General features: G+C 38.9%; 16 protein-coding genes. 2 read left to right on the top strand and 14 right to left on the bottom strand.

Annotated features, from left to right (window positions below):
- Window position 1 precedes the first annotated feature (1 nt).
- Both PL9631_RS08820 and pedR read right to left on the bottom strand, forming a co-directional pair.
- The gene (locus PL9631_RS08820) at window positions 2-313 is read right to left on the bottom strand and encodes a hypothetical protein (protein ID WP_083619104.1); all 312 of its coding nucleotides are present in this window, start codon (window positions 311-313) and stop codon (window positions 2-4) included.
- Between the two features lie 23 nt (window positions 314-336).
- Window positions 337-639: a photosynthetic electron transport-dependent transcriptional regulator PedR gene (pedR, locus tag PL9631_RS08815; RefSeq protein ID WP_083619639.1), complete on the bottom strand. Its 303-nt coding sequence runs from the start codon at window positions 637-639 to the stop codon at window positions 337-339.
- A 595-nt stretch (window positions 640-1,234) separates the two neighbouring features.
- Between pedR and PL9631_RS08810 the strand changes: the two genes are divergently transcribed.
- Complete coding sequence (locus tag PL9631_RS08810; protein ID WP_083619102.1) at window positions 1,235-1,465, top strand: photosystem II protein, Psb35-related; 231 nt, start codon at window positions 1,235-1,237, stop codon at window positions 1,463-1,465.
- A 170-nt stretch (window positions 1,466-1,635) separates the two neighbouring features.
- Here PL9631_RS08810 and PL9631_RS08805 read toward each other — a convergent pair whose 3' ends face one another.
- From PL9631_RS08805 to PL9631_RS08790, 4 genes are all read right to left on the bottom strand, one after another.
- Window positions 1,636-2,595, bottom strand: coding sequence for a F510_1955 family glycosylhydrolase (locus tag PL9631_RS08805; protein ID WP_083619100.1), 960 nt, complete (start codon window positions 2,593-2,595; stop codon window positions 1,636-1,638).
- A 24-nt stretch (window positions 2,596-2,619) separates the two neighbouring features.
- The gene (locus PL9631_RS08800; protein ID WP_083619098.1) at window positions 2,620-3,141 is read right to left on the bottom strand and encodes a cupredoxin domain-containing protein; all 522 of its coding nucleotides are present in this window, start codon (window positions 3,139-3,141) and stop codon (window positions 2,620-2,622) included.
- A 101-nt stretch (window positions 3,142-3,242) separates the two neighbouring features.
- Entirely contained in the window at window positions 3,243-5,513 is a 2,271-nt protein-coding gene (locus tag PL9631_RS08795; protein WP_083619096.1) for a heavy metal translocating P-type ATPase, read from the bottom strand.
- A 139-nt stretch (window positions 5,514-5,652) separates the two neighbouring features.
- Window positions 5,653-7,092, bottom strand: a complete 1,440-nt coding sequence (locus tag PL9631_RS08790) for a sensor histidine kinase (protein ID WP_083619094.1) — start codon at window positions 7,090-7,092, stop codon at window positions 5,653-5,655.
- 64 nt (window positions 7,093-7,156) lie between these two features.
- On the opposite strand from PL9631_RS08790, the gene PL9631_RS08785 reads away from it, so the two are divergent.
- Window positions 7,157-7,732 (top strand): Uma2 family endonuclease, encoded by a 576-nt coding sequence (locus PL9631_RS08785; RefSeq protein ID WP_083619092.1) that lies wholly within the window; start codon window positions 7,157-7,159, stop codon window positions 7,730-7,732.
- A gap of 103 nt (window positions 7,733-7,835) precedes the next feature.
- On the opposite strand, the gene PL9631_RS08780 is transcribed toward PL9631_RS08785, so the two are convergent.
- The 8 genes from PL9631_RS08780 to bchL form a co-directional block, all read right to left on the bottom strand.
- Window positions 7,836-8,615, bottom strand: coding sequence for a hypothetical protein (locus tag PL9631_RS08780; RefSeq protein ID WP_156090489.1), 780 nt, complete (start codon window positions 8,613-8,615; stop codon window positions 7,836-7,838).
- Complete coding sequence (locus PL9631_RS08775; protein WP_083619088.1) at window positions 8,608-9,720, bottom strand: AAA family ATPase; 1,113 nt, start codon at window positions 9,718-9,720, stop codon at window positions 8,608-8,610. Before PL9631_RS08775 ends, PL9631_RS08780 begins: the two co-directional genes overlap by 8 nt.
- Entirely contained in the window at window positions 9,720-10,796 is a 1,077-nt protein-coding gene (locus PL9631_RS08770; RefSeq protein ID WP_083619086.1) for a DUF262 domain-containing protein, read from the bottom strand. The genes PL9631_RS08775 and PL9631_RS08770 overlap by 1 nt, the downstream gene beginning before the upstream one ends.
- 20 nt (window positions 10,797-10,816) lie before the next feature.
- Window positions 10,817-11,041 (bottom strand): type II toxin-antitoxin system HicA family toxin, encoded by a 225-nt coding sequence (locus PL9631_RS08765; protein ID WP_083619083.1) that lies wholly within the window; start codon window positions 11,039-11,041, stop codon window positions 10,817-10,819.
- Window positions 11,038-11,253 (bottom strand): type II toxin-antitoxin system HicB family antitoxin, encoded by a 216-nt coding sequence (locus PL9631_RS08760; RefSeq protein WP_079680165.1) that lies wholly within the window; start codon window positions 11,251-11,253, stop codon window positions 11,038-11,040. Before PL9631_RS08760 ends, PL9631_RS08765 begins: the two co-directional genes overlap by 4 nt.
- 83 nt (window positions 11,254-11,336) lie before the next feature.
- A complete protein-coding gene (locus PL9631_RS08755; RefSeq protein WP_083619081.1) occupies window positions 11,337-12,743 on the bottom strand; it encodes a ferredoxin:protochlorophyllide reductase (ATP-dependent) subunit N in 1,407 nt (468 codons plus the stop codon).
- 119 nt (window positions 12,744-12,862) lie between these two features.
- Window positions 12,863-14,332, bottom strand: coding sequence for a DUF5331 domain-containing protein (locus tag PL9631_RS08750; protein ID WP_083619079.1), 1,470 nt, complete (start codon window positions 14,330-14,332; stop codon window positions 12,863-12,865).
- A gap of 36 nt (window positions 14,333-14,368) precedes the next feature.
- The gene (gene bchL, locus PL9631_RS08745; RefSeq protein ID WP_083619077.1) at window positions 14,369-15,235 is read right to left on the bottom strand and encodes a ferredoxin:protochlorophyllide reductase (ATP-dependent) iron-sulfur ATP-binding protein; all 867 of its coding nucleotides are present in this window, start codon (window positions 15,233-15,235) and stop codon (window positions 14,369-14,371) included.
- Between the last annotated feature and the right edge of the window lie 114 nt (window positions 15,236-15,349).

The raw sequence follows: 15,349 nt of genomic DNA, 5'->3' as shown, positions 1-15,349 counted from the left end.
GTTAGTCCTGTGGCAAATCTATTGTTTCCCAGGCACCATAACGATCGTTATAATACGCCAAAATTTGATCAATCCGTTGACGAATTTCCCGATTTGGGGTGTGATCATATTCAATCCATAAACTACCCACCTGACTTTGGGTATAATCAAATTCCGGCGGGACTTCATCGGGACTAATATGGGTGGGAATTAACCCCGTGTCCACTCCTTCCACCTGTCGTAAATGGGCAGCCACTTCTCTATAAACTGTTAAGGGAAGTTTCGGACACCGAACTTGATAGCGGAGTCGTTGTTTTTGTTTAACTGTTTGCATTCAAAATTAACCTATTTTTTCCGCTATTCTACCGAAGAAGAAACGATCACTTCTGTTTCATCGTCAGTGGTCACAAGCGGTAGAGAACAACAATTAATATCATCCAGACAAACCTTTCCCCATTGCAATGCCCAACGAACTAAGGAAACTCGGTTTTCCGTTGCAGTTTTTGTCAGAATGTTACTGATATGATTATCAACGGTACGCTTACTAATTTCTAGTTTCTCTGAAATCTCTTGATTCGTTAATCCGCTTGCAACTAGCTCTACAACTTGCAGTTCTCGATCTGAGAGTGAAACAGGTCTGTGAGAATTGCGTTCCGTCATATTAGCTTCCAATTTCTGCATAACTACCTATTTATTATTCTAAAGGGAACCGTCAACAATATCCTTTATTTGATCAAACTCAGGAATTTCTAATAAGCTCTGGCTTTACAAGACATATAGCAGGGAACACCGCAACAGCGCAACACCAAAACAGGGAACAGGGCCGAAAACTTCACTGTAAGGGTTGCTGGATCAGTCTTTTCCTAACCGTTGGGCGCGACCGTTATAACTGGTGTATATCAAATTTAGCAGAAATGCTTATCAATGTTTTGTTAATTTTTTCTCGATTTCGACCAAGGAATTACGAATTACGAATTACGAATTACGAATGGGTAATGGGTAATGGGTAATGGGTAATGGGTAATGGGTAATGGGTAATGGGTAATGGGTAATGGCAAGAGTTTACCCCCCCTCCTACCCTGCCCCTCTACTCCCCTGCTCCCCCTGCTCCCCCTGCCCCCTGCCCCTTACTCTCCACAAACAGGTACGGTAAACACGCCAAAAAAATTTTGTCAAGCTATTGCAATATTTTTTAACTATCTGTTACAATCGTTTACATAAAGAACAAACTAAGTCAGCTTAGGAGAAAAATAATATGTTTACAGTTTTAATCTCTTTATTCGTCGTCGGTTGGGTTGCTGCTGCGGTGATTGGGACTCAGGCTTACTTCCTGGGTGAACAAACCAAACCCATTCACCAACGGAACTGGAATTCTGCCTCCTTCGAGCAAATCGCCCAGTCCGTCACCGGTCACGAAACCGACTATGCTGTCCGGGTTCCCGCCTATAGTTTGGATGCTTACGCCAGCAATAATTTAAGTAATTAATTCCCAAACGCTTCAGCTATAAAGACAAAAATAAGTAACGTTTTTACTCCTTCAATTAGTGGAAAATTGAAGGAGTATTTTTTGAGAATTAGTAAAAACCGGGTTTCTCAAGAAAAATTTTTGATTGTTACCAATAGATAACCGCCAGAAACCCAGTTTATTTGTTTAGTTTAAAGGGAATGCCAAATTTTTCCGCCATCAGAAGAATGAAAAACAGCATTTTGCTCATTTACCCCATAAATAATCTGGGGATTTTTAGGATGAGTTGCCAAATATAAAATAACACCTTCAGTTCCGGTTCCAAATTTTTCCCAAGTTTTGCCACTATCAGAACTTTTATAAATTCCAGGGTCAGATTCTAACAACCGATATCCAACCATCAGCATTTTATTATTCTCTGGAATTAAAGCCAAACCAGTAATTAAACTGGTATCCGTCCCAGGAATTAATTCCCAATTTTTACCCCCATTTTTACTTTCATATAAACCTCCTTGAGTAGTCGCGAAAATCTGTTCAGAATTTTCCGGGTTAACGGTTAAACTAAAGACCGCATTACCCAAACCAACCGGGGTAATCGATTCCCAATTTTTACCGCCATCTTTTGAAACTAAAAATCCCTGTTCTCCCGATGTTGCCCAACCATAAATCAGATTAGGATTACTGCTAGAAATGGCTAAAGCATGAAAATCAACCCCGGATTTAGACAGAACTTTCCAAGTTTCCCCGTAATCTTCTGTAACTCGAAATCCTAAATTTCCTCCGGTGTGGGGATGTCCGCTAGAATAGAGACGGTTACTATCAGTGGGATGGGCAGCAAATCCCATATAATCGGAACGATCTTTACCTACCCAAGACCATTTTTTATCTTTAGAATATTGGATTAATCCATGATGGGTTCCAATATATAAAATATTAGGATTATTTGGATCAATTGCTATCCCATGAATATGATTCTCCGTTTGCCAATCTGTTGCTGGAGTTAGGGTAACTGTAGGTGGTTCTGTTGTAGAAATTTTAGGGGTTGAAGTGGCAACAGCATTAGGTTGAGTTTCAACTTTAGGCTGGGGAGACGAACAACTAATTAGAGATAACGTCAGGATCAAAATTGCCAAATTTTTTAAGGTTTTCATGATTTTTTCCTGGTGATAATTGGGTTACGGTAACTGATGCTGAACTTCTAGGACTCCTCGAATCATATTCATCCCACAACTAAAGGCATATTCTCCCGATTCTTCAGGAATAAACTCAATAGTTGTGGTTTGATTTATCGGTAAATCTTGAGCAATATTAAAGTCAGGAAACAGAACTTTATCTAAGCAATGACTGGGATCTTTACGAATAAAGTTGAGACGGACTTTTTTACCCAATTGAACGGTAATGCGGTTAGGTTGATAGCCTCCATCCACTAAAATATCTAATTCTTGAGTATCTTGATTAATTGTTGCTTTTTTGGCTTTGGGTTTACTCAATAAAAACCACCAAAGTTCTAATCCAATTAAGGCTAACCCCCCCGCAGTCACCGCCATTTTAGTTGATAAGGGCTGTTCAATAGTCCGTAATTGATTGTTAGCGGGTTCTGTATGGGATTCCATTGACCGAACTGGGGCAGAATTTCCCATTAAAATCGATAGGAAAATTCCGCTCAATTGTAATCCGATTTTTAGTTTTTTGTTCATGATTTGTTCTCCTGATTCTAATAATACTCAAACCCAAAGGGTGAAATTTTTTCTTCCCTATTCCCTATTCCCTGTTCCCTGTTCCCTATTGTTTTTAGAAATTAATTCAGTTTAAACTGACGTAACCTTAACGCATTCGTAACAACAGAAATTGAACTCAGTGCCATGGCTCCTCCAGCAATAATTGGGTTCAGTAACCAACCCGTTAAAGGATATAAAATTCCTGCTGCAATGGGGATTCCCGCCGAGTTATAGATAAAGGCAAAAAACAGATTTTGGCGAATATTATTTAAGGTAGCTTTGCTAAGTTTAATAGCCGTAACTATCCCCATTAAATCCCCTGAAATTAAGGTAATATCACTCGCCGCGATCGCCACATCTGTTCCAGTTCCAATCGCCATTCCCACATCTGCTTGAGCTAAAGCGGGAGCATCATTAATTCCATCCCCCACCATTGCTACAATTTGATACTGTTTTTTTTGCCCTTTCCGTTCAGCTTGCAGGGATTTAATTATATTGGCTTTTTGGTCGGGACGAACTTCTGCAAAGACCCGTTTAATTCCCACTTCCGAGGCGATAGCTTGGGCAGTTTTTTGATTGTCTCCCGTTAACATTACCACCTCTAACCCCATTTTTTGTAAGGCTTGAATTGCAGGCTTTGAAGTGGGTTTGAGTGCGTCTGAAATAGCAAATAACCCTTCGATTTTTCCCTCAATTGCTATCCAAGCAGTTGTTTTTCCTTCTGACTCCCAACTTGATTGATACTGTTGCAAAAGTTCGGTTTTAATTCCTAATTCTTCCATCCAGCGAGAGGTTCCGATTTGTACTAATTGATCCGAAATATAACCTTGAACACCCATTCCGGCTAAGGCTTGAAAATCATTAATTGCAGGTAAGGGAAAATTAACTCCTTGGGTTTTAGCATATTCAACAATTGCTTCTGCTAAGGGATGTTCCGATTGTTGTTCAATAGCTGCGGCTAATTGTAACAATTTTAATTCATGATCGTTGTTCGTTCCTCCAATCGTTATATAGTGAGTAACCGTGGGTTTTCCTGCGGTTAAAGTTCCGGTTTTATCTAATACAATCGTTTGAATTTTATGGGCTAATTCCAAACTATCTGCTCCTTTAATTAAAATCCCATGTTCTGCCCCTAAACCCGTTCCCACCATCACAGAAGTCGGTGTGGCTAATCCCAATGCACAGGGACAAGCAATAATTAAAACTCCGACGGTGGTGGTAATAGCTAAAGTTAGATTTCCCGTTAAATTAAACCAGAGAATAAAAGTAGCGATCGCGATCGCAATTACAACCGGAACAAACCAACCTGTAACCTGATCTGCTAATTTTTGAATCGGCGCTTTTGAGCCCTGCGCCTGTTGAACTAACTGCACAATTTGCGCTAATACCGTATCTTTTCCCACCCGTGAAGCTCGAAATATAAAACTTCCAGTTTTATTGATTGTAGCTCCAATTACTTCATCCCCAGGATATTTTTCAACGGGAATACTTTCCCCCGTCACCATTCCTTCATCAATCGTTGAATTTCCTTCAATTAATTCTCCATCAACGGGTATTTTTTCCCCGGGACGCACCCGAATAATCTCCCCTACTTTCACCGCTTCAATGGGAATATCAATTTCTTCTCCAGACCGAATTACTCGGGCAGTTTTAGCTTGTAATCCCATTAATTTCTTAATGGCATCGGAGGTTTTTCCTCGGGCGCGATGTTCCAATAATTGACCCAGTAAAATTAAGGTAATAATTACAACCGCAGATTCATAATAAACATCCGCCGATAGGCCTTGATTGAGGAAAAATTGCGGAAAAAAGGTAACAAAAACAGAGTACAAATAAGCGGCTCCTGTTCCTACTGAAATTAAAGTATTCATATCCGCCTGATGACGTTTTAACCCTTTCCAAGCTCCCAGAAAAAAGGATTGACCTGACCAGAATAAAATCGGCGTAGTTAGGATTAATTGTAACCAAGGGTTGTGCATCCAGGGGGGAATAAAAGGTAAATTTAAACCCGTCATCATTGGTAATCCTCCGATGACTAAAAACACACTGACAATGGCACTGATTAAAACTTTTTGGGTTAACTTTTTCTCAATTTCTCGGTTATCTTTTTCGCTATTTTGAAGATCAGATGTTGTATCTTCTATGGGTTGAGCGGTATATCCCGCATCTGTAACCGCTTGTTGAATTTGATCAATAGTTGTTTGATGCGGATCAAATTCAACCGTTGCTTGTTCCGCTCCAAAATTAACGTGACAAATTGCCACCCCAGCAATATTTTGAATCGCCGTTTCGATGGTATTGGCGCAGGAGGCGCACCCCATTCCTTTTAATCGCAAATAGCTTGTTTTCATGGTTGAAACTCCATTTTGAGTTCAGTTCAGTGGTGCGTGTCTTCGGTTTAAACACCCCACAATGTTCTTGACTTTTATTCTAAAGTCTCCTCTCCACTGGAGTGTCAAGGGGGGAATGGAAAATTAAATTCCCCATCGCCTATAACCCGCTAAAATGCAGGGGTAAAAGGACTGTAGCGGTTGTTCCTTGGTTAATTTGGCTGTCTAAATAAATTTGGCCGTGATGGTTTTCCACAATAGCTTGAGCGATCGCCAGGCCCAAACCAGACCCCCCACGATGGCGATGAGTCCGAGAGGGATCAACCCGATAAAACCGATCAAAAATATTAGGTAATGCTTCAGTTGGAATCCCAATTCCTGTGTCTTTTATTATAACTTGTAATCCTTCAAATTTCAAGATAGAATTTGATTTTTCCCAGGATTCTGTCACCTTTCCTAATGTAGCTTGTCGTTTAGGTTTAGCAATAGGTTTTAATTCAATTTTAATTGCACCGCCCGAAGGAGTATACTGTATGGCATTACTGACTAAATTAGTAAATAATCGCACCAATTGATCCCAATCTCCCTCTAAAGTAAAGGGTTCATTTTCCTGGGAATAATTGCTATCAGAATTGAGAATAATATCCTCAAGATTCTCAATAAAATCTAAGGAAAGTTGAATTCCTTCTTGAGTTGCGATCGCTGTTTGTTCTTCAACTACTTCCATTAATAAACCATCCAAGGGGAGAGAAATAAATTGAGGTTGAACAATTCCGCTATCCTGTCTTGCCAAAAACAATAAATCATCCACTAACCGACCTAAACGGCGAGTAATTCGTTCAATAACTTGTAATTGTTGTTGTTCTGAAGTGGATAAATTAGGTTCAGCTAAAGCCACTTGTACATTAGTTTGAATCATCGCAATCGGACTTCTTAATTCATGGGAAGCATCGGCGGTAAATTGTTTCAATCGTTGGTAAGAATCCCGCACAGGTTCTATGGCTAAACCCGATAAAAACCAGCCAATGGTAGCAACACCAATTAACATTAAAATAGTACCCAAAACCAAATCAAAAATTAACTGTTGAATGGGTTTTGTAACTTCAAACCAAGGATGACTAACTCGTAAATAACCCAATACTTGTCGTCCGATTTCCACCCGATCAGTAACTTGTCTTAAAATCATTTCTGAAACATTATTATCTTCAGAAATATGTACTGTTTCCCCGTTGCTGTTCGGATGAAGCGGAATATCTAAAGGTTGGGAAAAAGTAGACCATAATAATTCTCCTGTTTGATTAAACCATTCAATATCAATATGATCGTCTTCAACGGTATTCAAATTATTTCTAAAACTCGCTTCAACATTCACTTGAAATTGACCTCCTAAAACCGCCGGAGACATAGCTGGAGGAGTCGTTACGGGTTCAATCACTAAAGAACGTTCCACCACCTCCACAACGTGATTTAAGGTATCATCAATCCGTTCAATTAAGGTATTTCGCACATAGAAATAAAATCCACTGGCGAATAGTAATAATAAAATAGCGGTAACTGCGGTATACCAAATCGCTAACCGTTGTCGGGTGGCTTGAAACATAAGTTTAAAAAATTTGCTAATCTATAAATAGGTTACAATTCTATTTTAGGATAGGGAAAATACAATGATTTTACAAGTTGAAGAAAAAAAGATCTATACTCTGGAAGAATACCTCGATTTTGAAGTTAATTCTTCAGAACGCCATGAATATATCAACGGTGAAATTAGACCCATGACCGGCGGAACTCCCAATCATAATCAAATAGCCCTTAACTTGAGTGGAACACTTAACCTTGCCCTGAAGCGTCAACCCTATCGCGTATTTGTTACCGATCAACGTCTTTGGATTCCCACAAAACGCCTCTATACCTATCCTGATATTATGGTAATTCAGGGTGATATTCAACTCCAAGAAGGGAGAAAAGATACAATTACAAATCCGTTAATTCTTGTAGAAGTATTATCCGCATCAACCAGAAACTACGACAAAGACGAAAAATTTGCAGCCTATCGCACCCTTCCCACTTTTCAAGAATATATTTTGATTGATCAATATAATATTCAGATTGAACATTATTATAAAACCGATCAAAAACACTGGATATTTATGGAGTATAATAATAGCAATGAAACCTTAGTATTTAACTCGATATCTTTTGAAATTGCCGTTGCTGATATTTATGATAAAGTTGAGTTTTAATCCTAAATATTATATAAGCGTGCTAACCTGGGTGATAAAAAAACATGATTTAAGTTATTAATTACCGAGTTTTAATTCTACTATATTTAACCTAATCTATAGTTTATAGTTTCATCTTTTTAAGAACCCGACTAGGAACTTCTTTACGTTCAACAGGATATCCATGATAACCACCAACATTATCAGGTTGAAATTCATAAAACTTACCATTTTTATATCCATAATATTGTTTTCCTTCAAACCAATTATTACGATAGCTTTCATTAAAAACCTCTTTAGCGTCTTCCTTACTTAAATTCATCAAGGTTCCGTGGCCTCCTGGCTCATGTTTTTGACTAGCTTCGTATTTAGGTAGTAACTTTTTAGCTTGACTAACATCATTAAAATTAGGAATTTCTATGAAATGATATTTTCCATCTGTAGTAAATTTGATTTTAAGAGATTCTTTTGAGAAAGCAGGAGCTTTTGGTAAACTAATAATTTTGCTCATAATCTGATCATAGATTTGGAAATATATAACACCTGCTAAAGAGCTTTTAGAAACATCTTTTTCATGGAATTCACATTTAAAAAAAGCAATTTCTTCTCTTTTTAATTTGTCCTCAAGTTCGTGATCAATAAAAGGGCCTTTCCAAGTTATTTCTAAGAACAGGCTAACTTGATTATTTTTTTTACCCTCTAACTTTTGTTTGTTCTGCAACCATTCTCTTACTGTTAAATTTTGTGAAATTCGACAAGTCCAAAAATTACTATGTATTCTAACTGGAATTCCTTTATCAATTTTCTTAAATTCTTCAATTATTTCAAATACAGCAGTCATCAAGTTATCTGCTTCATCATAATTATTTTCTGCTTGTCCAATAAATGAAAGTTCATTAATCACGAGGCGCATTATAAGTTAACTCCATTAAGTCATTTTCACGTTGATCAAAAAAGCCTTCAGGGGATTCATCAATCCGCCCGTCTTGATCAATATTAGGAGATATTATTTCTGTTAACATTTCTCCTTGTATTTTTTTCCGTTTAAAATAGTGAATTTGTACTTCTTTAGAATTTATTTCACCATGTTTAACAGCTAAACAAATCCCATCCAAAACATGATCACTATGGGTTTCCACAACAACTTGAATCCCACAACTCGCTGCAATTCCTAACAGTTCACCAATATGAGATTGTCCTTTAGGGTGGAGATGAGATTCTGGATTTTCAACAAGAATTAAAGTTTCAGGTTCAGCAGCCAAAATAGCCACTAAAATGGGTAAAGTGTAGGTGACTCCAAAACCCACATTAAAGGGACTATAACCTCTACTTCCTTTAAAAGAATATTTAAGTCTTACACGCTGGGTTTGTAAGTTTGGTTCAGTATTAATTAAAATTCCAGGGCTTATTTCTCCCATCCAAGCATCAACTTGATCTTTTAAACTAATTGATTTTGCCTTGGGATGACTTAATTTTTGATTGTGAATATCTTTATTTCCAAAAGCATCTAAAAAATAAGTTGCATACTCTCCATTTATTCCAAGTTGTTTTCTTTGAATTACATCAGACTCTGACATTGGGTATGATATTTGAGGCCCAATTCGTTCTGCTTTTAAGTAATAAAAATTATCCTTAAAAATGCTAGATTTATAAATTTCAGGCTCAACTTTCTCTGATACCACTTTTAAAATATCTAATTCTTTAGAAGAACTAAAGCACCATATTCCTTTCTGTTCATTTTCTAAATCTATTTCAAATCCAATTAATTCATCTTCTGCATACTCAAAAAGTGCGTCTTGTCCTGCACCAATATATACTTGTTCATCATTTAAAATTAAACCCTTGTTAGGAAGCAAGTCTTTCTGGTATGAACGACGTAACAGCATCAAAGCTTGTAATACTGAAGATTTTCCTGTACTATTCAAACCTGATAATAAAGTCAAAGGTTTAAAAGAGAAGCTTTGATCTTGAAAAGATTTAAAATTGATTAGCCGTAAATTTTTAATCATTACAACACTTCCTTAATAATTTTTTCAATATGGGCTAAACGTTTTTTTACACTTTCTTTATTTCCTGTCTCTCTATAAATTTTAGCATCAAAGTCACCGTTTTGTTTTCTATTTAAAAGATTATAATATAAATTATCTTTGCGATCAGCTAAAATTTGTATAGCATGATCATCTAATCGATCTAAGTTAACAGACCAAGCCTCAAATAGAGCTTTATTGATAGGATAGCGTCTTTTCTGCTCAGGTGACTTGGGTTTACGAAAAGCATCTTTACCGAATATTTTAAAAGCTGCATCCATCGCTCGTTCAAAACGCTGTCTTAATAATTCAATTTCTGGCTCACTCATTTGGTTTATCTGAGCCATTTTGTCATTTAAAAAAACATCATAATCTTTAAAATTATATTCAAAAGCATGACTATCAGTTAAAGCTAAAAATCTCAAAATACACTCCTGAGCCAACATTCTTTCATCTTTTAAACTTTTATCAGTAGCGTTTTTAAAAGGCTTTGATTTTGTTAGATATTTTAATAAATTTGTCGCTTGACCTGGATTTTTCGCATAACGTATTTCCTGTGATGATAAAGGAAGACCACCTAGATTAATTCGCTTATATAAGCTAAAAATAACATCTTTAGATGTTCCTCTTAAGATTAAAAATATAGTTAATTCTGTTTCTCTAATTCGTCGCTTTAAATAATTAGGAATATCGGAAGATTTGGCTCCATTAAGCTGATCTAAAAATTCCAAATTTTTTAATTCTAAGGTTTCTTCTATTAAAAATTCTTTAAAAGTTGTTAACCGTTGTATTCCATCAATAACAAACCATTCTTTTTCATTGGTTGCATCAATATAAAACGGTGGAATTGGAAAACGAATTAAAACAGATTCGATTAATCTACTTTTAGCTACTTGAGTCCAAATTCCTTTATTTCTCTGAAACTCTGGAGCTAAATTCAGTTGATTATTTTCCAATCTCGTTAGAAGTTGCTGAACCGTCATGGGTCTAGTTGAAACACTAATAGAATCAGGATCAAAAAACTCTGAAATTGTTAGTTCATCATTGTTAAATAACATAATAATAAACAAAAATTAAATTATAATAGATTCTTAAATTCGTCTTTTGTTAACTGACAATCACGCAAAATCTGAGAAAGCAATCCAGTTCCTATCGTTTCACCTGAGTGCACAGGTACAACAGTACGTCTACCATCAGGATGAATCAGAATATGATGAATACCTTTCACCCTAGCAATAACAAAACCTATTTTTTGTAAAGTTTTGATTACTTTAGTTCCTGTCAAACTAGGTAGCTTACTCATACTTGCACTGAAACTTTCTGAATACCAATAAACTCTAATGATTCATTTTCAGAATTTTCAAATTCTAGGCAAAGTTCTATCGCCTCTTGAATCCGTTCTATAAGCTCATCAAGGGATTTTGCTTGTGTATGACAACCTTTCAAACTAGGAACTGAAGCCACAAAGTAACCATCAGAATCTTTTTCAATCAGTACATTAAATTCTTTAATCATTTTCTAACCTCTAGTAAACCAAAATAGGAGCAAGTCTTACCTTGCCCCTATAATCATAGATTGATTTTGGCTAATTTTATCAATTAAACCTTTGCATCTTCCTTAACTAACTTATCCCAACCCAAATCCTTGAGACTGTTATTCCGACGTAACGGCCGAGTTACTAACTCCAGAATATCCCGTGCATTGGTAAACCCGTGCATTTGGGCAAAGGTGAATTCCACCGACCATTTAGTATTAATACCCCGAGCTTCTAAGGGGTTAGCGTGAGCCATTCCGGTAATGACTAAATCCGGTTTTAAATCATAAATCCGTTGAATTTGATTGTAATTATCTGGTTTTTCCACAATTCTTGGCAGAGGAACACCCATCTCATGACAGGTTTTTTCTAATAGTTTTAACTCCGCATCTTGATAGCGTTTATCCATATAAGGAATCCCAATTTCTGGGCAAGTCATCCCGCACCGAATTAAAAACCGGCCCAAGGAAACCTCCAATAAATTATCCCCCATGAAAAACACAGATTTTCCCCGAACAATTTGAAGATAATCTTCCATACTCGCCCAAATTTGAGCTTCCCGTTCATCTAAACCCTGGGGTTCAATATTAAAAACAGAACAGATTTTTTCAATCCAAGCTCGAGTTCCATCGGGGCCAATGGGGAACGGCGCACCAATTAATTTACACTTGCGACGCCGCATTAATGTGGTGGCAGTTCGAGATAAAAAGGGATTAACTCCTGCTACATAATACCCTTCTTCTAATACAGGTAATTCTGTATAGCGTTTTGCCGGTAACCACCCGGAAACTTTAATTCCCTGTTTCTTCAATTCTAAGGTTAAATTAGTAACAACTGGATCAGGTAAAGACCCAAATAAAACTAACGGCGGATGATTTACATATTCCGATTCTTCTTGAGCAACATCTTCTTTTTGTCTGCCAAAATTCATTAATTTTTGAATGGCATTCCGTTCATTTTTTTCCGTTTCTGCTACGGGTGCTTTATCGGGACAACGGGCGGCCATGGCTGCTAATACCGTATCTTCCCCTTGAGTAAAGGCATAATCTAACCCATTAGCCCGGGCAACCACAATCGGAATTCCCAGTTCAGATTCTAATTTCGGCGCTAACCCTTCCAAATCCGTTTTAATAATTTCAGTGGTGCAAGTACCGATCCAAACAATCACACTGGGGTTGCGATCGCGTTTAATTTGTAAACACAACCGCTTTAATTCATCATAATCATTGAGTTTAGCGGAAATATCCCCTTCTTCTAATTCCGCCATCGCATAACGGGGCTCGGCAAAAATCATCACCCCCATGGCATTTTGCAGAAAATAGCCGCAGGTTTTTGTCCCAATTACTAAAAAGAAACTATCTTCAATTTTTTGGTATAACCAAGCGACACAACTAATCGGACAAAAGGTGTGATAATTTCCGGTTTCACACTCAAAGCTTAAACCTTCCGGTTGTGGTTGAGCAACGGTCATAATGTTCTCCTCTTAATCGGATGTTTTGTACTCAAAATTTGACAAGAATATCTATGACTTTGAATCGGCACGATCCAAAGTCCAAACCCGATTAAGGATTAGGAAACTAAGTCGGGAAATTATTTAAAATCCGACAGGGAAATTTCATCATCATCGGAAGAACCGGTTAACCCTTCGATATCGATATCATCCATATCCCCGGTGGTTAAATCCCCCATATCGTCGAGATTAAATTCCCCTAAATCATCATCTCCTAATCCCAAATCATCTAAATCGCCTCCAGCATCCAGACCTAAGCCATCGGAGGAACTATCTTCTAACCCGAAATCACCGAGATCATCATCCAGACCGGAATCCGTATCTCCTAATTCCAAGCCTCCGATCCCGTCTGAACCGAGGTCGTCCCCTTCTAACCCAAAATCATCCATCCCGCCTAAACCGATATCATCGGAGGAGTCTAAGCTCAGATCGAGATCGGCTGAACCATCATCTTCCCCCAGTTCGGTCTGAACCTCATCGTCCCAGACATCGGATTCGGTCTCCATGTCCAATTCCGCCGATGTTGTTTCCGACTCTAGCCCAAAATCCAAATCATCGGACTCCAAACTCATATCCAAATCATCGGATTCAAGTTCATCGGACTCCAAACTCATATCCAAATCATCGGATTCGAGTTCATCGGACTCCAAGCTCATATCCAAATCATTGGATTCAAGTTCATCGGATTCCAAGCTCATATCCAAATCATCGGATTCAAGTTCATCGGATTCCAAACTCATATCCAAATCATCGGATTCGAGTTCATCGGATTCCAAACTCATATCCAAATCATCAGATTCGAGTTCATCGGATTCCAAGTCCATGTCTAGGTCATCAGTCCCCAGGGGTTCTGATTCATCCTCCAACCCCAAATCAAAGTCTTCCTCGGCGGCGGTAGCGGTCTCTGTGTCGATATCTAAATCCAGATCCTCATCCAGATCCCCCATGCCCAAGTCATCATCGATGGCGATATCTTCTTCGAGTTCGATCTCGAATTCATCTTCATCCAGGGTTTCCTTCATCACCACAGCCCCGCCTACAACTGCCGCAGCCCCGCCTACAGCCGCCACAGCACCCGCAACATTGAGTTTTTGTGCTGGGGTGATGTCCTCCTCCAAACTCAATGTTTCTGGAGGTGCTGGAGGATGATATCCAGGGACAGCCTTGGCCACGGATAGGGGTATTTCCGGCGAGGGAGCATAACCCGGGGCAACGGCTGGGGCTTGATAGGCTGGAACCACAACGGTTGCAGGCTGTTCCGATGTAGACCTACCCGCCAACGCCAAATCCGGGTCAAAATGTAGCCCTAACACCTCAATCAGTTTTTCGGGATCGGGATTGAGCCTCGAAAATGGCAACATCAATTGGGCTGCCTCGGGGTCAAGCGCGTTGATCGTTCCCAAAATGAGGGATGAGGCAGGTCTTCGACCGCCATCTGGGGTCGGGATTGAATTCAAATCCATTTGCAGCACCAGCCAATCCCGATTGGCCTGGTAATATTGCAACCACTTATCTTTAAGTGCGACGGAAAAGTCTTTGAAGAAAGCCATAACCTCTATATCCTCATCCTGAGATAGCTAGACATATTAAACCATCATCAGGTCTAGCTCAGGATCGTGACTTTGAACAAGGGGTTGACTCGGATTTAGATAAAAATCTGATAACAATGAGAACAATTCCCGATCCGGGGTGTCTTGGGGGACGACTCCTTCGGGTTGGGATAATAGTTGGTCGGCAATATTTAGGTAGTAGTCACAGACATAGTTGAGGGAGGGATCGGTTTCGGCCATCTCAAATAGGGTTTTTCCTTTGACCCGAGAGACACGAATATCTTCGATTAAGGGCAACACTTCTAAAACGGGCATGGGAACAGTTTCAATGTATTTTTCAATCAAATCCCGTTTGGATGTGCGGTTGCCAATTAAACCGGCTAACCGTAGGGGGTGAGTCCGGGCTTTTTCTCGGACTGAGGCGGCAATCCGGTTGGCAGCAAACAGGGCATCAAAACCATTATCGGTGACAATCACGCAATAGTCGGCATAGTTGAGGGGGGCAGCAAAACCACCACAAACCACGTCCCCTAAGACATCAAACAGGATGATATCGTATTCGTCAAAGGCGTTGAGTTCTTTCAGAAGTTTAACGGTTTCTCCCACGACGTAACCGCCACATCCTGCACCCGCCGGAGGGCCCCCAGCTTCGACGCAATCAACCCCGGCATAGCCTTTGTAGATCACATCTTCTGGCCAAATATCTTCGTAATGAAAGTCTTTTTCCTGCAAGGTATCAATAATCGTGGGAATTAAAAACCCCGTGAGGGTAAAGGTGCTGTCGTGTTTGGGATCGCAGCCAATTTGCAGGACTTTTTTACCCCGTTTGGCTAAAGCGGCAGAAATGTTACAGCTTGTAGTTGATTTACCGATTCCGCCTTTACCGTAGACTGCTAATTTCACGATTGTTTCTCCTTATCGGTTTTGATTAAAAATTGTTGATTGGTGGCAGTGGTTTTCTTGGTTTGATACAGCCATTATTGTCTAACTACCCCAGAAAGGAAAGGGGTGATTTGA

The sequence above is a fragment of the Planktothrix paucivesiculata PCC 9631 genome (assembly GCF_900009265.2).
Classification (GTDB): domain Bacteria; phylum Cyanobacteriota; class Cyanobacteriia; order Cyanobacteriales; family Microcoleaceae; genus Planktothrix; species Planktothrix paucivesiculata.
The sequence above is the reverse complement of the archived record's forward strand: the minus strand, read 5'-3'. Positions and strand labels throughout refer to the sequence as shown.